Source organism: Actinoallomurus sp. NPDC050550 (assembly GCF_040655075.1).
GTDB lineage: Bacteria > Actinomycetota > Actinomycetes > Streptosporangiales > Streptosporangiaceae > Actinoallomurus.
Map to the genome: position 1 here is coordinate 1 of NZ_JBFAJC010000101.1, position 16072 is coordinate 16072.

14 protein-coding genes are annotated in these 16072 nt (G+C 74.1%); 6 read left to right on the top strand and 8 right to left on the bottom strand.

All coding sequences use genetic code 11. The features are described from left to right. Nucleotides 1-215: 215 nt before the first annotated feature. Entirely contained in the window at nt 216-1502 is a 1287-nt protein-coding gene (locus tag AB0I04_RS53425) for a nucleotide sugar dehydrogenase (protein WP_360904168.1), read from the bottom strand. Then, nucleotides 1499-3571, bottom strand: coding sequence for a glycosyltransferase family A protein (locus tag AB0I04_RS53430; RefSeq protein ID WP_360904171.1), 2073 nt, complete (start codon nt 3569-3571; stop codon nt 1499-1501). The genes AB0I04_RS53425 and AB0I04_RS53430 overlap by 4 nt, the downstream gene beginning before the upstream one ends. A gap of 277 nt (nt 3572-3848) precedes the next feature. Here AB0I04_RS53430 and AB0I04_RS53435 point away from each other — a divergent pair, with 277 nt between their 5' ends. From AB0I04_RS53435 to AB0I04_RS53450, 4 genes are all read left to right on the top strand, one after another. Then, complete coding sequence (locus AB0I04_RS53435; RefSeq protein WP_360904174.1) at nt 3849-4781, top strand: alpha/beta hydrolase; 933 nt, start codon at nt 3849-3851, stop codon at nt 4779-4781. 137 nt (nt 4782-4918) lie between these two features. Continuing rightward, complete coding sequence (locus tag AB0I04_RS53440; RefSeq protein WP_360904177.1) at nt 4919-5200, top strand: hypothetical protein; 282 nt, start codon at nt 4919-4921, stop codon at nt 5198-5200. A gap of 30 nt (nt 5201-5230) precedes the next feature. Next, nucleotides 5231-6682: a fatty acid--CoA ligase family protein gene (locus AB0I04_RS53445; protein ID WP_360904180.1), complete on the top strand. Its 1452-nt coding sequence runs from the start codon at nt 5231-5233 to the stop codon at nt 6680-6682. Then, the gene (locus AB0I04_RS53450; protein WP_360904183.1) at nt 6679-7539 is read left to right on the top strand and encodes an SAM-dependent methyltransferase; all 861 of its coding nucleotides are present in this window, start codon (nt 6679-6681) and stop codon (nt 7537-7539) included. The genes AB0I04_RS53445 and AB0I04_RS53450 overlap by 4 nt, the downstream gene beginning before the upstream one ends. A 97-nt stretch (nt 7540-7636) precedes the next feature. Here the strand turns inward: AB0I04_RS53450 and AB0I04_RS53455 are convergent, their stop codons facing one another. From AB0I04_RS53455 to AB0I04_RS53465, 3 genes are read right to left on the bottom strand one after another with little or no spacing between them, the layout of a single operon-like run. Then, a complete protein-coding gene (locus AB0I04_RS53455) occupies nt 7637-8611 on the bottom strand; it encodes a hypothetical protein (RefSeq protein ID WP_360904186.1) in 975 nt (324 codons plus the stop codon). 26 nt (nt 8612-8637) lie between these two features. Then, nucleotides 8638-9567, bottom strand: coding sequence for a 3-oxoacyl-[acyl-carrier-protein] synthase III C-terminal domain-containing protein (locus tag AB0I04_RS53460; RefSeq protein ID WP_360904189.1), 930 nt, complete (start codon nt 9565-9567; stop codon nt 8638-8640). Further along, the gene (locus tag AB0I04_RS53465) at nt 9564-10748 is read right to left on the bottom strand and encodes a lactate 2-monooxygenase (RefSeq protein WP_360904192.1); all 1185 of its coding nucleotides are present in this window, start codon (nt 10746-10748) and stop codon (nt 9564-9566) included. The genes AB0I04_RS53460 and AB0I04_RS53465 overlap by 4 nt, the downstream gene beginning before the upstream one ends. 185 nt (nt 10749-10933) lie before the next feature. On the opposite strand from AB0I04_RS53465, the gene AB0I04_RS53470 reads away from it, so the two are divergent. Both AB0I04_RS53470 and AB0I04_RS53475 read left to right on the top strand, forming a co-directional pair. Then, nucleotides 10934-12034 (top strand): glucose-1-phosphate thymidylyltransferase, encoded by a 1101-nt coding sequence (locus tag AB0I04_RS53470; protein ID WP_360904195.1) that lies wholly within the window; start codon nt 10934-10936, stop codon nt 12032-12034. Further along, on the top strand, nt 12031-13395 hold the full coding sequence (locus AB0I04_RS53475) for an NDP-hexose 2,3-dehydratase family protein (RefSeq protein ID WP_360904197.1): 1365 nt from the start codon (nt 12031-12033) through the stop codon (nt 13393-13395). The genes AB0I04_RS53470 and AB0I04_RS53475 overlap by 4 nt, the downstream gene beginning before the upstream one ends. 74 nt (nt 13396-13469) lie before the next feature. Here AB0I04_RS53475 and AB0I04_RS53480 read toward each other — a convergent pair whose 3' ends face one another. Genes AB0I04_RS53480 through AB0I04_RS53490 form a run of 3 tightly spaced genes read right to left on the bottom strand, consistent with a single transcriptional unit; the run spans nt 13470 to nt 15867 of the window. After that, entirely contained in the window at nt 13470-14579 is a 1110-nt protein-coding gene (locus tag AB0I04_RS53480; protein ID WP_360904200.1) for a DegT/DnrJ/EryC1/StrS family aminotransferase, read from the bottom strand. Continuing rightward, nucleotides 14576-15202 (bottom strand): dTDP-4-dehydrorhamnose 3,5-epimerase family protein, encoded by a 627-nt coding sequence (locus AB0I04_RS53485; RefSeq protein WP_360904203.1) that lies wholly within the window; start codon nt 15200-15202, stop codon nt 14576-14578. Before AB0I04_RS53485 ends, AB0I04_RS53480 begins: the two co-directional genes overlap by 4 nt. Beyond that, complete coding sequence (locus tag AB0I04_RS53490; RefSeq protein ID WP_360904206.1) at nt 15193-15867, bottom strand: DUF899 domain-containing protein; 675 nt, start codon at nt 15865-15867, stop codon at nt 15193-15195. The genes AB0I04_RS53485 and AB0I04_RS53490 overlap by 10 nt, the downstream gene beginning before the upstream one ends. Between the last annotated feature and the right edge of the window lie 205 nt (nt 15868-16072).

A 16072-nucleotide genomic window follows, 5' to 3' on the forward strand; every position in this document is an offset into this window, starting at 1 on the left:
GACGCTCTTCCTATCTGTGGTTCTGACGCCCGCCGCGTGTCCACGGCCGCCGCACCCCCCCGGGGGGGTGCGGCGGCCTCCGTCTGGACCACGCGTGGCCCGGACGGCACGGGCGGAGACGGGTGCCCTTGATCGCGGAACCGGTTGGCCTCGGGAACGCACCGCACACCGCGCGGGTAGGACTCCGCCGGGCCCCTACCCGTCGTGGCCGGGTGTCAGAGGACGGCCACGTGGCGGTCGGGGTGGTCGGCCAGCAGGCCGCGGGCGTCGAAGACCAGGTGGGCCTCGGACACGAGGGTTTCCGGCCGGTATCGGCTGTGCTTCTGGAGCAGGACGGTCAGGTCCGCGGAGCGGAGGGCGGACCGCAGGTCGCCGTGGGACGGGACGGGCTCGCCGTCCACGGTCCAGGCGTCCACGTACGGGTCGTGGTACGAGACCGCCGCGCCGTGGCCGCGCAGCCGCCGGGCCACCTCCTCGGCGGGTGTCATCCGCAGGTCGGCGACGTCCGCCTTGTAGGTGACGCCCAGCAGCAGGACCGACGTTCCGGCCGGCTCACGGCCGCGTGAGCGGAGCAGCGCGGCGCAGCGTTCCACCACGTAGCCGGGCATGGCGGAGTTCACCCGCTCCGCGGCGTCGATCATCCGGGAGGCGAAGCCGACCGCGCGCGCCTTGTGCGCGAGGTACAGCGGGTCCACCGGGATGCAGTGGCCGCCGACGCCGGGGCCGGGCTGGAACGCCTGGAAACCGAAGGGCTTGGTGCGGGCGCACTCGATCACGTCCCACACGTCGATGCCCATCCGGTGGCAAAGCATCGCGACCTCGTTGATCAGGCCGAGATTGACGTGCCGGTAGGTGTTCTCCAGCAGCTTGGCCATCTCCGCCTCGCGGGTGCCCCGGGCGCGCACCACCTCGTCGGTGAATCGGCCGTAGAACTCCACCGCGCGGTCGGCGCAGGCCGGGGTGAGCCCACCCACGACCTTCGGGGTCTTGGCCATCGTGTAGACCTTGTTGCCGGGGTCGATCCGCTCCGGGGAGAACGCCAAGTGGAAGCCCGTCCCGGCGGCCAGGCCCGACTCCCGTTCCAGGATCGGGCCCACCACCTCCTCGGTCGTCCCGGGGAAGGACGTGGACTCCAGCACCACCAGTGCGCCGGGGCGCATCCGCGCGCCCGTCTCGGCGGTGGCCCGCAGCACCGCGCCGAGGTCGGGGCCGCCGTCGTCGCCGAGTGGGGTCGGCACGCAGATCACCACGACCGGGGACCGGCCGAGCACCGCCGGGTCGGCGGTCGCGGTGAAGCCGGTCGCGTTCATCGCCGCGAGGTCCTCGTTGAACACGTCGTCGACGTGCGAGTGGTCCGCCCGCAGCGCGGCCACCAGGTCCGCGTTCACGTCGTAGCCCAGGACCGTGAGCCCGGCCGCGGTCGCGTCCCGCGCGAGGGCCATCCCCACGTATCCCAGGCCGCACACCGTCATGTCGGCGGTCGCCGGCCCGTCCTCGGTCACGCCAGGGTCCTTCGCCGCATCGACACGACCTGGCCTCGCGCCTCGTCGATCTCGAACTCCGGGCCGTCCCACACCGCCGCCGGGTCCACCTCAGGCGGCCGCTCGGCCAGCGCGTTGCGCGCGTCCTTCAGCCCGTCCAGCAGCCAGGCCGTCCGGTCGGACGGCACGTCGTGCGCGGCGAAGAAGGAGCGGAGGGTGGTGGCGTAGAAGGCCATGATCTCGGCGTGGTGCGTGGCGATGACGGTCTCGGCCAGCCGCTCGGCGAGGACCTGCCGGTCGGCGTGCGGGATCTCGGCGAACGCCTGGAGCGCCTCGTCGGTGAGGATCTCGCGCTCGATCCGGCCGGCCGTCCCGGGACGGAACATCACCCGCAGCACGCGCTCGCGGACGACCTCCCGCTCCTCCTCGCCGTGCGCGTAGAAGCGGATCGCGTTCTGCAGGATCCAGCGCAGCGGAAACAGCACCCGCTCGGGGAACACGGTGTCGGCGAAGACCTCGTCGTCGTACTCCAGCAGCTCCCGCTCGATCTCGCCCTGGATCCGCGTCATGTGCACGTAGAGGCCGGTGGCGCGCTCCAGCACGGCGGCGCGGGTCTCGCCGTAGAAGACCGTCTGCCGGTGGACGAAGTTGCGCACCATCTTGATCAGCCGGTCGGTCTCGGTCTCGGCGAACACCTCGGCGGGGCCGAGCCGCAGCGCGCACCCGACGGTCTGCAGCACCCGGCCGGACTGGTAGTCGCTGCCGGTGGCGATGCGCAGCCCCCGGCGCCGCAACTGGTGCTGCCCGCCGATCGCGAAGCTCCACACCCGGAACGTCTTCATCGCGTCGCTGGAGTCGGGGAACACCGCGCTCTCCGGCAGGCCCATGTGCCGGAACGCCCAGTACAGGAACAGGTCGTGCCCGACGACCGCGTGCCACCGCCACTTCTCGTCCGGGCGGACGCCGCCGTTCTCCAGGAAGACGAGCGCGGCGTCGAAGCCGGAGACGGGGGCCTCGGCGAGCACCAGCGTGCGGTCTTCCAGGACATAGGCGGCGCATCCCCGGGGGTCGGTCAGGACGCCGAAGCGGCGGCCGTGCTCGTCGGTCCCGTCGAGCGGGACGCGGAAGGTCCCGCCGTCCCGAGTGGTGAGCACCATCGTGTCGCCGTCCCGCCACCGTAGCCCGCGCGGGAAGGCGGCGTGGGCGTCCATCGTCGCCAGGCCCACCGGGACGCGGGTGGGGGGAGTGCCGTTCACCCGGCGCTCCAGCGCCTCGGGGAAGGCGGGCCGGTAGTCGTGGAACAGCCGCAGCGCCGCAGTGAACTTGTAGGTCAGGAACGGCATCACGCCGTCCACGGTGGGCTGCTCTTCCAGGATGCGCGCCACCGACGCGAGCGTGTCCGGGTGGTAGACGGTATCGCCGTCGGACACGGCGATCGTCGCCGTCTGAAGCCGCTCCCATTGTCCGTCGTGACGGCACATCTCGTACACCGTCGCGATCGCGGTGTCCACGCCGAGCCGGGCGGCGTTCCCCGCGCCCGCCATCGGCTGCGGCAGGTACACCACGCGCGCCGCGCCCGGGGAGTCCGTGGCGGCCCCCTTCGCGATCGCCTCCGAGCCGTCGGTGGAGTTGTTGTCCACCAGCAGGACGACCACCCGGCCCATGTCGAAGTCCTGGTGCGCCAGCGAGCTCAGCGTGGCGCGCAGGTGCGGGGCCTCGTCCATGAACTTCACCACGACGAAGACGTCGCGTCCCTCGCGGACGAGCGCGGGCACGTCCGGGAGCGGGCGGCTCTGCTCGTCCCCGAAGTAGCCGCGCCGCCCCGCCAGGAAACGCTCCACGATCCGCCGCTGCCCGGCGAGGACGGTTTCGCGGCGCTCGGTGCGGCCCTCGTCCACCAGGGCGTGCCGGAGCCGGAGCACCTGCCGCGCCTCGGCGACCTGCTCGGGCAGGAGCGGGTCCACATCGGAGCTGTGCCCGAGGTCCAGCAGCGGACTCTCCAGGGCGGTTTCGGGGGGCTCATCCTGGTTCAGCCGGGTCCACCTGTGGTGATACGGCTTGCCGGAAGCCCTGCTGACGAACGGGTCCACGAGACCTCTTCCTCCAGTCGTCTGGCGCGCCGCGCCGTTAGCTCGATGAGCTCAACAGCGACTCTGCATGTCGGCGGTTCGCCCGGGAAACTTCGAGCTTGCGGACCCGGATCGCCGCCCTGACAGCACCCATCGCCCTCGCCCCGCGCGGGTGCGGGGGGCTTGGGGATGGTGGCGGGCGGGGACCGCGCAGCGCGGGGGTGGGCCGAAGGTGCGCCTGAAGGGGCGGGGTGTTCGTGCGGTCGGCGCTGCGACGCTGGGAGTGGAGGTGTCTTCGGTGACTCTGGACGCGTACACCGCCGCGATACGGCGGCGCATGGCGGCGGCTTACCCCGATCTGGGCGGCGCGGTGATCGATGCGAGGGAGGCCCGCCGCCGTTATGCGGAAATGCGGTATCCCGCCGGGCCGCCGGTCGCGGCGGTCGAGGAGCACATGGTTCCGGGCGAGCCGGACGTTCTCGTGCGGGTGTACGTCCCTCGGGACGCGCCGCCGCGCGCGCCGCTGGTCGTCTACTTCCACGGCGGCGGCTTCGTACTGTGCGGACTCGACACCCACGACCACGTCTGCCGGGTGCTGGCCGACGGGACGCCCGCCGTGGTGGTGTCCGTGGACTACCGGCTCGCGCCCGAGCACCCCTTCCCCGCCGCCCCCGACGACGCGTACGCCGTCATGCGCTGGGCGTCGGCGAACGCGGCCCGCTTCGGGGCCGATCCGGGACGGCTGGCGGTGGCAGGGGACAGCGCGGGCGGCGCGCTCGCGGCGGCGACATGTCTGCGTGCCCGGGACGAGGCCGGGCCCGCGATCGCCTTCCAACTCCTCATCTACCCGGTGACCGACTGCCTGGCCGTGCGGCGGGACGTGCCCGACTCGCTGCTCACCCCCGCGCACATGAGCTGGTTCATCGAGCAGTACCTCGCGCGGCCCGAGGACGGCGCGCACCCCTACGCCTCCCCGCTGCGCGCCCCGAGCCTGGACGGGCTGCCCTCCGCGTTCGTCCTCACGGCCGGGCATGACCCGCTGCGCGCGGAGGGCGAGGCGTTCGCCGACCGGCTGCGGCAGGCGGGCGTCCCGGTCCGCACGCATCTGGCCGACGGGATGTTCCACACGCTGTTCGGGTTCGGCTCGCTGGTCCCGGCGGCACGCGAGGCCGAGCGCCTGGCCTGCGCCGCCCTGCGGGACGGCCTGCCGGACCCCGTCCGCGCGGGCTGACGCGCTCGGCCGGTACGCCGGCGGACCGATCGGCATGCCCGGGCGGGGAGGTGGTCGGTCCGCCCGAACGCGCCTTACGCGGCGGCGCGGCGGCGGGGACAGTGGCCTCGAACCGGCCCGACCAGGAGAGGACGATCATGGAGAATCCGGCGACCGGGAGTTCGACGACAGACCTGCCGACGGTGATCGGCAAGGTCATGGGGGAGGTGCTCCAACGAGGCCCGCTTCTGGCGGGCGAGGACTTCTTCCGCGGCGGCGGCGACTCGCTGCGCGCCATCGAGGTGCTGCAGCGGCTCGCCGTCGAGGACGGCCTGGCCGATCGGATGGGCGACACCGAGCTGCAGGCCGTCCTGCTGGAGGCGATCTTCGAGGACGCCTCCCCGGACGGGCTGGCGGCCGTGATCGCCGAGCATGCGTAGGGGGCCGGTCGCCGGCGCGGGGGTGCGGGGATGCTGACCGGGGCCTGGCGGGTCCGGGACCGCTCGGGGGCGGGCCCGGCCGTGCGGTGCCGGACATCCGGCGGGGCGTGGGCCGAGACCTCGTGGGGGGAGCTGACCGACAACGCTTCGGCTGCGGCGGCGCGCGCCCGCGCGCTGCCCGGACCGGGGCCCGTGGTGCTGGTCCTGGACGGGAGCGCCGCGAGCATCGCGACGATGCTCGGCATCCTGGACGCCGGGGTGGACGTCCTGCTGCTGGAGGAGAACAGCTCCGCCCTCGCCGACCCCCGCTCACCGGTGCGGCGGCTCGGCGCGCAGGTCGTCGTCGGCCCGCCGGGCACCGCGCACGAGCTGCCCGGGGTCCCCGTCGAGAGCCATGAGGAGTTCCGAGCTGTGCCCGGCCCGGAGACGGCCGTGCCGAGCGGGCGGGAGCCGGAGGTGCTCCAGCTCACGTCGGGCTCGACAGGCCGTCCGCGCATCGCCCGGCAGACGCTGCCCAACGTGACCGTCGGCGGGCTGCTGTACCGGCAGCTTTTCGAGGTGGGCGCGGGCGACGCGGTCCTGGTGGCGGTGCCGCCCGCGCACTCCTACGGGCTCGCCGGGGTGTACGCCGCGCTGCTGTCGGGGGCGACGCTGGTCACCCTGTCCCGGTTCACGCCCGGCGCGGTCGTCGAGGCGGTGCGCGGCGGCGCGACCCACATGCTCGGCACCCCGCTGCTCTACCAGTTGCTCGCGCCCGTGTTCGCGGCGCGTGGACCCGGCCTCCGGCTGCGCACGGCGCTGTCGGCGGGCGGCCCGATGCCGGCCTCGACCGCCGAGGACATCGCGGCGGCGCTCGGCTTCCCGGTCCGGCTGATCTACGGCACCACCGAGGCGGGCCTGATCGCCTGCGTGCCGCAGGAGGTCGAGCGGTGGCCCGCGGGCTCGGCGGGATCGGCCGCTCCCGGCGTCACGCTGCGGCTGGACGGCGACGGCGACACCGGCCGGCTCTCCGTCCGGACACCGATGATGTTCCGCGGCTACTGGGGGGAGGACCCGCCCGCGCCGGCCGGCGACGGCTTCTACGACACCGGCGACCTGGCGCAGGTGGACCCGGACGGCCATGTGTTCGTGCTGGGGCGCAAGGACGGCCTGGTCAACGTGGGCGGCCGGAAGGTCGGCCTGGCCCGGGTCGAGGCCGCGCTCGGCGAGCACCCCGGCGTCCGCGAGGCGTTCGTCTACGCGGTCGACCGCGCCGACGGCGAGCAGGAGATGCACGCGGCCGTGGTGCTCGCGCCGGGCACCGGCGCGGGCGACGTGCTCGCGTTCTGCCGGTCCGGGCCGCTGCGGCCCTACGAGGTGCCGCACCGCGTGCACGCACTGTCCGCGCTGCCCCGGACCGGCATGGGCAAGGTCGACCGGCAGGCGGTGCTCGCCGCGACCGGACAACCGTCAACCCCGACAAGGACTGGAGCGAGGACATGACGACCAGGACAGGACTCGATCTCGACCCGCACGGGCTCGGAGGCGTGGGCGACACCGCCCGCTGGATGGCGGCGTCCCGGGCGCGGGAGAGCCGTCGGCCCGACCGGCTGTTCCACGACCCGTACGCCGAGGCGCTCGCGGGTCCGGACGGGCACCTGCTGCTGACCCACTTCCACCCCCGGCACGCCAACGACGACGGCAACCCGTTCCTGCCCATCCGGCACCGCTGGTTCGACGACTACCTCCGCGAGTGCGTCGCGCCGGGCACGCAGGTGGTCGGGCTCGGAGCGGGCTTGGACACCCGCGCGTTCCGGTTCGACTGGCCGGACGGTGTCGTCCTCTACGAGGTCGACCAGCCAGCGGTGCTGGCCTACAAGCGGCAGCGGCTGACCGGCGCGCAGGACCGGTGCGAGCGGCACGAGGTGCCGGTCAACCTGGGCGACGACTGGCCGGACGCGTTGACCGGCGCCGGCTTCGACCCCGCGCGCCCGGCGGTCTGGTTCGTCGAGGGCGTGCTGTTCTATCTGCCCGAGCAACTCGCCCGGCGTGTACTGCGGGACGCGGCGCGGCTCGCCGCGCCGGGCAGCCGGATCGGCCTCGACCTCATCGGCACCGGGATCTTCCACTTCCCCTACATGCGGGAGTTCCTGCGGCGGCTGGAGGAGGCCGACAGCCCCTGGGTCTACGGGACCGACGACCCGGCGGCCGTGCTGCGCGAGTGCGGCTGGGACGACGTGGTGGTCACCGAGCCCGGCTGGCCGGGCGCGAACTTCGGCCGCTGGCGCCCGGAGTGGTCGCCGGCCGGTGACCTGCCCAACCTGCCGCGGATCTTCCTCGTACGGGCCGGCCGGTCCTGACGTCCGGGACGGACGGGGCCGGTCGAACCGACCGGCCCCCGCCGTCTGACCAGGGCGAGCGACCCTCGCCGTGCGGACCGGCCGTCCGGTGCGCGGGTCAGGGGAGGAGGGGCGGCGGGACGAGGTCGACGGCGCAGTGCCCGAGGCAGCGCAGCTCGGGATCGTGGTCCAGCAGGTGCACCCGCCGGACCCCGGCGGCGCGCCAGCGGTCGAGGCCCTCGGCGGCCAGCGCCCACAGGCCCGTGCAGGGCGCGCCGACGGATGCCCGGACCCGGTTCGGCGGGCCGTCCCACGAGGCCAGGGCGGGTCCGGTCAGCACGGGCTGCCCGGTCTCCGCGAGCCCCGCGAGGAATCCGCCCGCGCGCTTCGGGCCGACGCCGGGCTCGACTCCGGCCGTCAGCGTCCCCAGCGTGCCGCGCTCGTCCAGGACGAGTGCGACCGCCCGGTTCCGGAGCGGGATCCGGGCGTCGGCGGCCCCGGCCGGCCTGGGCGGCGGGACGAGCGTCCGCTGGTCCATGATCAGCACGATGGCCCGGCGCGGGCCGTCCGCGCGGATGCGGGCGCCGGCGACGCGCAGCGCGGTGAACGGCGTGACCACACCCTGGTCGGCGACGGCGAACGCGGGCGGCGCGCCGGGCAGCCGCCAGGTGAGGAAGCACGCGGGCCAGCCGGGTTCGCTGTCGGGCGTGCCGTGGGCGAGTACCACCAGCCCGATCGGCGCGCCGTCGCCGCGCAGCTCGTCCAGCATTCCCGCAGCCATGTCGGTGAACGTGGTCCGACGCTCCGGCAGCCAGTCGCGGTCTGGCGGTCCGGACGACGGGGCGCGGTCAGGTGATCCGGGCGACGGGGCGCGGTCTGGCGGTCCGGGCGACGGGGCGCGGTCTGGCGGTCCGGGCGACGGGGCGCGGTCAGGTGATCCGGACGGCTGCGTGTGGTCCGGCGGTCCGGACAGTGCGGCCACGTCGGCGAGGAAGCGCTGCAACGCGGGCTCGTACGCGCGCCCGAGGGGAAAGTCCCGGCACAGGACGCGTGCCAACGGCAGCGGGACTCGGCTCACGTTCAGCGGGTCCATCCGGCTCCCTTCGCAGAGGCCACGACTCAGTGCCGGAACACCATGGCGGTGAGCGTTGCGCCGAGCCCGGCCGCGGTCATGACGTAGTGGTCGCCGGGCGCCAGCCGCCCCGCGTCGCACGCGGTCCGGTAGTTGACGAACGGGTCGGCCCCGAAGCAGTGCCCGAGTTCCGGCTGGTTGTCCAGCAGGACGCCGTCCCTGGGCAGGCCGAGGTCGCGCCGGACGCGCAGCCACGACACCCGGTTCACGTTGTGGGGCAGCAGCACCTTCACGTCCGCGACGGTCAGCCCGGCGCGCCGCAGCGCCTCCCGGACGACCTCGACGAGCGTGCCCGGATAGGCGCTCTGGAACTGGGCCTCGTCCTCCGACGGCAGATAGGGGGACCGGTGGAACTCGCCGAGCGTGCGCGTCTCGTACGCCAGCAGCCGGTCGCGGTCCCCGCCCGCCCGCACGAGCACCGCCGCCGTGCCCTCGCCCATCACCGCCGACCCATGGATCACCTGCGCGACCTCGGTGAACGTCCGCTCGCCCGCGAGGACGAGGGCAAGGCCGCCGGCGTCGCCGGCGTCGGCGAGCAGCGCGCCGCACACCTCGACCGCGAGCAGCGCCGAGGCGCAGGCGTGCTGCGACAGCGAGAACGGCACGGCGTGGTCGAGCCCGAGTGAGCGCGCGACCCGGCCCGCGAGGCTGCCGGGGTAGGGCGCGGTGAACTGGATCGTCGGCGCGTGCACCACGTACCGGACATCGCGGGCGCGGTCGCGCAGCGTGCGCAGGCCAAGCGCGGCGGCGCGGAGCTGGCCGGTGAGGTCCCCGCCGGGCTCCCGGCGGACGCGGCGGAAGCCGTAGTAGCGCTCGTAGTCCGCGGCGTCGGCCGCGCGGCCGGTCCGTTCCAGCACGGCGCGGACCGGCTCGTCCGCCGCAGGCAGGTGGGTGGCGACCTCGACCAGGGCGGTCATTGCGGCCGGTGCTCGCGCAGCGACCCGCGGTCCAGGTCGGCGACGCGCGTGTGCCCGGCCAGGCCCACGGTCAGCTCGAAGTCGGCGAGCAGCCCGCGCAGCACGTGCCGCACCCCGGACTCGCCCGCGTGGCCCAGGCCGTAGGCGTACGGGCGGCCGACCAGCACCGCCTCCGCGCCGAGCGCCAGCGCCTTGAAGACGTCCGCGCCGGTGCGGACGCCCGAGTCGTAGAGCACGGCCGCCTCGCCGCCGACGGCGTCCACGATGCCGGGCAGGGCGTCCAGCGCGCCGATCGCGCCGTCCACCTGGCGACCGCCGTGGTTGGACACGACGACGCCGTCCATGCCGTGCGCCACTGCCTGGCGCGCGTCGTCGGGATGCTGGATGCCCTTCAGGATGATCGGCCCGGGCCAGCGGTCCCGCAGGAGGCGCAGGTCGGGCCAGCGCTGCCCGGCGTTGCCCAGCAGTTCGTCCCAGCGGGCCACGGCCGCCGCCAGGTCCTGTTCGGGCGGCTTGGCGAGCCCGGCGCGGAAGACCGGGTCGGAGAACAGCACGGCGTTCCCGACGCCCCGCAGCATCGGCAGGTACGCCTGGTCCACTATCGCGGGCCGCCAGGCCAGCGACATCGTGTCCAGGGTCACCACCAGCACGGTGAACCCGGCGAGCCGGGCGCGTTCGAGCAGGCTGGCGGTGAGCTCGTCGTCGTTCGGCCGGTAGAGCTGGAACCAGCGCGGCCCTGCCCCGTTCGCCTCCGCGACGGCCTCGATGCTGTAGGACGACATGGTGGACAGCACCATCGGGACGCCGAGCGCCGCGCAGGCGCGCGCCGTGGCCAGCTCACCGTCCGGATGGACGATCGACTGGACCCCGACCGGGGCGGCCAGCAGCGGCGCGGGCATGGGGGTGCCCAGCACCGTCGTCTCCAGGTACCGGACGGTGGACCCGGTCAGCATCCGCGGCACGATGCGCCACTGGTCGAACGCCTCCCGGTTGGCCCGCATCGTCGCCCCAGAGCTCGCGGGCCCCTCGACATAGGCGAACGGGCCCGGTCCCATCTGTCGCCGGGCCGACTCCACCAGCGCCTCCGGCTCCAGCGGAAAAGGGGGCCGGTTCCCGGCCGTCCCGGCCCGAAAGATTTCCTGCTGATAACGCGCGAATTGTGCGGCTCGCATGGTCGCCATGAAAACACGCCTTTATCGGGCCGGGCATATCCGAGGATGCCCAAGCATTCTTGGAGCAGAGCGTGGCGAATGCCATTGCTACCGTCGGCGATAGCTCGGCCGCCGACGCTGCCGCGGCACGAGACGACTCGCGATGTTTCCCTCTCACACAAAGGAACGAACGTGGCGGAGAAATCGTCCGGGCAATGCCGTCGCCGGTGCGCCCCGGCCCGCCCCCCGGAGCGGGCGGCATGAAGGGGCTGGTCCTCGCGGGCGGGTCGGGCACCCGGCTGCGTCCCCTCACGCACTCCATGCCCAAGCAGTTGATCCCGCTCGCCAACCGGCCGGTGCTCGAACACGTGCTGGCCAACGTCCGCGCGCTGGGGGTGACCGAGGTCGGCATCGTCGTGGGGGACTGGGCCGAGCAGATCGCCGCGGTCATCGGCGACGGGGCGCGGCTCGGCCTGCGCGTCACCTACGTCCGGCAGTCGCGCCCGCTCGGCCTGGCGCATTGCGTGCGGCTCGCCCGCCCGTTCCTGGGCGAGGACGACTTCGTGATGTACCTCGGCGACGACGTGCTCGCCGACGGCGTCGGGAACGCCGCCGCGGACTTCCGCCGCGACCGCCCGGACGCGCAGGTCGTGGTGCAGAAGGTGGCCGACCCGAGCCGGTTCGGCATCGTCGAGCTGGACGTCGACGGCGCGGTGCGCGGGCTGGCGGAGAAGCCGGCCGAGCCGCGCGGCGACCTGGCGCTGGTCGGGGTGTACTTCTTCACCGCCGCCGTGCACGCCGCGGTGGACCGGGTCCGGCCCGGGCCGCGCGGCGAACTGGAGATCACCGATGCGATCCAGTGGCTGGTCGAGCACGGGCACCGGGTCGGCGTGTCCCGCTACGACGGGTTCTGGCGCGACGCGGGCCGCCCCGAGGACCTGCTGGAGTGCAACCGCAGGCTGCTGGCGGGACTGGCCCTGCGGGTCGCGGGCACGGTGGACGCCGAGTCCAGGCTGACCGGGGCGGTGGTGGTCGAGGCGGGCGCGCGGGTGCTGCGGTCCCGGATCGACGGCCCGGTGGTCGTCGGCGCGGGCAGCCGGATCGAGGACTCCCGGCTCGGCCCCAACACCGCGGTCGGCCGGGACTGCCGGGTCGTCTCCGCCCGGCTCGCCGACGCCATCGTGCTGGACGGCGCGTCGATCGCCTCGGCGCGCGGGCTGGCCGGCTCGCTGATCGGGCGGCACGCGGTGGTCGAGGGGGTCGAGGGGCGGCGGCTGCTGGTCGGCGACCACGCGCGGATCGAGCCCGCGGCATGACCGCCGGGCTGCGCCCGCGCATCGACGACGGGCTGACCGGACGGCTCGCCCGCACCGCCCTGGCCGCGCCCGACGGCGCCGACGTCCCCGGCTGGCTCGCCGACTGGCGGCGCGGCCACCGGTTCGGGGTGCGGCGCGTTCCGTTCGCGGCGCTGGAGGGCTGGGCGTTCGGCCCGACCGGGAACCTGGCGCACCGCAGCGGCCGGTTCTTCACCGTGGAGGGCGTGTCGGTGGGCGCGGCCGACGGCCCCGTGCCCGCCTGGCACCAGCCGATCATCGTGCAGCCCGAGGTGGGCGTGCTCGGCATCCTGGCCCGCGAGTTCGACGGGGTGCTGCACTTCCTGATGCAGGCCAAGATGGAGCCCGGCAACCCGGGGCTGGTGCAGCTCTCGCCGACCGTCCAGGCCACCCGCAGCAACTACACCAAGGTGCATCGGGGCGCGGCCGTCCCGTACCTGGAGTACTTCACCCGGCGGGGCCGCGGCCGGGTGCTGGTGGACGTGCTGCAGTCCGAGCACGGCACCTGGTTCTACCGCAAGTCCAACCGCAACATGATCATCGAGGTGGACGGCGACGTCCCGGTCCTGCCGGGGTTCCGCTGGCTGACGCTGGGCGAGCTGGGCCGCCTGCTGCACCTGCCCAACGTGGTCAACATGGACGCGCGGACGGTGCTGTCCTGCCTGCCCGCCGGGCGGGACGAGCCGGGCGCGGTCGCCTCCGACGTGGAGCTGCTGTCCTGGTTCACCGGCGAGCGGTCCCGGCACGAGCTGCGGGTGGAGCGGATCGGGCTGAACCGGGTGGCCGGCTGGCGGCGGGGCGCGGCGACCGTCGAGCACGAGCTCGGCCGGTACTTCCGGGTCGTGGCCGTCCGGGTGGAGGGGGACGGCCGGGAGGTGCCGCGCTGGTCCCAGCCGCTGATCGAGCCGATCGGGCGCGGCGTCGTCGCCTTCCTGTACCGCCGCTTCGCCGGGGTTCCGCATCTGCTCGTGCGGGCGCGCGTCGAGCCGGGGTTCGCCGAGACGGTGGAGCTGGGGCCGACGGTTCAGTGCGTGCCCCGCAACCACGCGCACCTGTCCGGCTCGGACCGTCCGCCGTTCCTGTCCGCGGCGCTGTCGGCCGCGCCCGGGCGCATCCGCTACGACACCGTGCTGTCGGAGGAGGGCGGCCGGTTCCTCGGCGCGGAGAGCCGCTACATGATCGTGGAGGTGGACGGGGCGGACGTGCCGGGCCCCATGCCGCGCGACTTCCACTGGGTCACCCCTGGCCAGATGTCCACCCTCGTCCGGCACAACCACTACATCAACGTCCAGGCCCGGACCCTCCTGGCCGCCCTCACCACCGGGGCCGCCGGGCCGCTCTGAGCACACACCGATCCGGTGACACCGAAGAGCCGCCCCGGAACCGGGGCGGCTCTTCCGCCGTGCGGACGGACCGGTCAGCGCGCGCCCAGCACGTCGCGGACCGCGCCGATCACCTTGTCCTGCACCTCGCGCGGAAGCGCCGGGTACATCGGCAGCGAGAAGATCTCCTCGGCGAGCGTCTCGGTCACCGGCAGCGAGCCCTTCGCATACCCCAGCTTGGCGAACCCGGTCATCGTGTGGACCGGCCACGGGTAGCTGATGTTCAGCTCGATGTCGCGCTTCCTGAGTTCGGCGAGCAGTTCGTCCCGGCGCGGATGCCGCACCACGTACAGGTAGTAGACGTGCTCATTGCCGTCCGCGACCCGGGGCAGCGCCAGCTCGGTGTCGCCGAGGGCCTCGGCGTAGCGGTCCGCCACGGCCCGCCGTCCGGCGATGTAGGCGTCGAGCCGTCCCAGCTTGCGGCGCAGGATCTCGGCCTGGACCTCGTCGAGGCGGCTGTTGTGGCCCGGCGTGGCGACCACGTAGTAGCGCTCCTCCATGCCGTAGTACCGCGACCGCCGCAGGTTCCGCGCCGTCCCGTCGTCCCCGGTGAGCACCGCGCCCGCGTCGCCGTAGGCCCCGAGCACCTTGGTCGGGTAGAAGGAGTACGCCGCCGCGTCCCCCATCGTCCCGGCGAGGACGCCGTGGTGCTGCGCGCCGTGCGCCTGGGCGCAGTCCTCCAGCAGGCGCAGGCCGTGCTCGGCGGCCAGCGCGCGCAGCGGGCCCATCTCCACGCACTGCCCGTACAGGTGCACCGGCAGCAGGCAGCGGGTCCGCTCGGTCAGCGCGCCGGCGACCCGCGCGGTGTCCATTAGGAAGTCCTCGGGACGGACGTCCACGAACACCGGCACGGCCCCCACGGCGTCGATCGCCACGACGGTCGGGGCGGCGGTGTTCGCGACCGTGATCACCTCGTCGCCCGGGCCGATCCCGAGCGCCTGGAGCGCGAGAACGAGCGCGTTGGTGCCATTGTCCACACCAACGCAGTGCGCCAGGCCGTGACGGTCGGCGAACTCGCGCTCGAAGCCGCCCACCGACGAAGCCAGGACCAGCCGCCCGGACTCGAAGACCGTCTCGACGGCGTCGAGGATGTCGTCCCGCTCGGCACGGTACTCCTCCAGATAGCTCCACACGCGGATGGTCACGGGCGGGTCTCCGCGACGGGGAACGCGGCGTCCGGCGCGTCCAGGGCGAGGCACGCCGCGTAGTCGGGGAGGATCCCGGCCGCCAGCGCCTCGGCGAGGGCGGGCGCCTCGCGGTCCCGCTCCGACAGGATCGGCGTGATGTCATCCGGGATGGGCAGGCCCAGCTCCGGGTCCAGCGGCGACACCGCGAGCTCCAGCTCCGGGACGTAGTCGTTGGACAGCAGGTAGGCCATCACGGTGTCCTCCTCCAGGATGGCGAAGGCGTGGCCCACGCCGGGCGGGAAGTAGACGGCCCGGCGCTCCCGCGCGTCCAGCCGGACCGCCTCCCACCGCCCGAACGTGGGCGACCCCGTCCGGATGTCGACGAGGATGTCGAGGGACGCGCCGCGCGCGCAGTACACGTACTTGCGCGAGCCCGGTGGGGTCGCGGTGAAGTGGATGCCGCGGACGACGCCACGCCGGGAGGTGCTGAACAGCGTCTGCCGCACCGCGAAGAAGTCGTGCCCGGTCGCCTCGGCGAAGGTCCCGGCCCGCAGGGCCTGGACGCTGGTGCCGCGGTGGTCGGTGAAGACGTCCGGGGCGAACTCGACCGCGCGCTCGATGCCGAGCCTTCTCACCCGCATGAGCGAGACTCCTCCTGGCCGTAGGCGTCGTGGTGCCGGAGCCAGCCCATGGGGTCCTCCGGGTCCTCCTCCTGCCGTCCCAGCGGCGTGAGGTCCAGGTAGTTGTAGGTGCCGTTGAGCACGTCGCTGCCCCGGCGGTGGGTCGAGTAGGCGTACAGGATGCGGTCGCCGTCGCGCAGGAACGCGCTGACCCCCGGGGCCTCCGGCTCGCCACCCTCCGTCAGCGGGATGTGGAAGTCCTCGTAGAAGCCGTTGCCGAGGCATGAGTACCAGGGCATCGTCCAGCCCATCCGGGCCCGGAACGCCTCCATCTCGGCGACCGGTTCGGGGCAGACCACCGCGAGCGAGGTGTCGCGGGCGTGGAAGTGCGCCAGGTGCCCGATGTTGTCCACCCAGTAGGAGCAGATCGGGCACCAGCCGTGCCCCTCCACGTTGCCCATGAAGTGGTAGACGATGAGCTGCCCGCGCCCGTCGAACAGGTCCAGAAGGGTCGCCTTGCCGCCGCTGTGGGTGAAGACGTAGTCCTTCTCCACCAGCCGCATCGGGAGCGCCCGCCGCTCGGCGCTGAGCGCGTCGCGGGCGCGTGTGAGCTCCTTCTCCTTCTCCAGGAAGGCCATGCGGGCGGACCACCACTCGTCGTACGACACGATCCGCGGCTGCGTCATCGCCGCCTCCTTATGTCGGTCACCCTTGGATTTTCGGTAGCCGTCCGTAGGGGCCGCATCTCGGAGAATGCCGCGGGGTGCGGAATGCCGCGGGGTGCGGAATGTCGCGGGGTGCCCAATGTCGCGGGGGCGGAATGTCGTGGCGCGCGGGACGGCACGGGTTTGCCTCCCGCGCGCCGCGAGGGGGGGGGCGCGGGGCCGGCTC

Bases quoted from the DNA above. Each gene is read 5' to 3' on its own strand.
- AB0I04_RS53460 (WP_360904189.1), bottom strand. From the start codon at position 9,567: ATGACCGCCCTGGTCGAGGTCGCCACCCACCTGCCTGCGGCGGACGAG.
- AB0I04_RS53455 (WP_360904186.1), bottom strand. From the start codon at position 8,611: ATGGACCCGCTGAACGTGAGCCGAGTCCCGCTGCCGTTGGCACGCGTC.
- AB0I04_RS53465 (WP_360904192.1), bottom strand. From the start codon at position 10,748: ATGGCGACCATGCGAGCCGCACAATTCGCGCGTTATCAGCAGGAAATC.
- AB0I04_RS53440 (WP_360904177.1), top strand. From the start codon at position 4,919: ATGGAGAATCCGGCGACCGGGAGTTCGACGACAGACCTGCCGACGGTG.
- AB0I04_RS53445 (WP_360904180.1), top strand. From the start codon at position 5,231: ATGCTGACCGGGGCCTGGCGGGTCCGGGACCGCTCGGGGGCGGGCCCG.
- AB0I04_RS53450 (WP_360904183.1), top strand. From the start codon at position 6,679: ATGACGACCAGGACAGGACTCGATCTCGACCCGCACGGGCTCGGAGGC.
- AB0I04_RS53475 (WP_360904197.1), top strand. From the start codon at position 12,031: ATGACCGCCGGGCTGCGCCCGCGCATCGACGACGGGCTGACCGGACGG.
- AB0I04_RS53490 (WP_360904206.1), bottom strand. From the start codon at position 15,867: ATGACGCAGCCGCGGATCGTGTCGTACGACGAGTGGTGGTCCGCCCGC.
- AB0I04_RS53485 (WP_360904203.1), bottom strand. From the start codon at position 15,202: ATGCGGGTGAGAAGGCTCGGCATCGAGCGCGCGGTCGAGTTCGCCCCG.
- AB0I04_RS53470 (WP_360904195.1), top strand. From the start codon at position 10,934: ATGCCGTCGCCGGTGCGCCCCGGCCCGCCCCCCGGAGCGGGCGGCATG.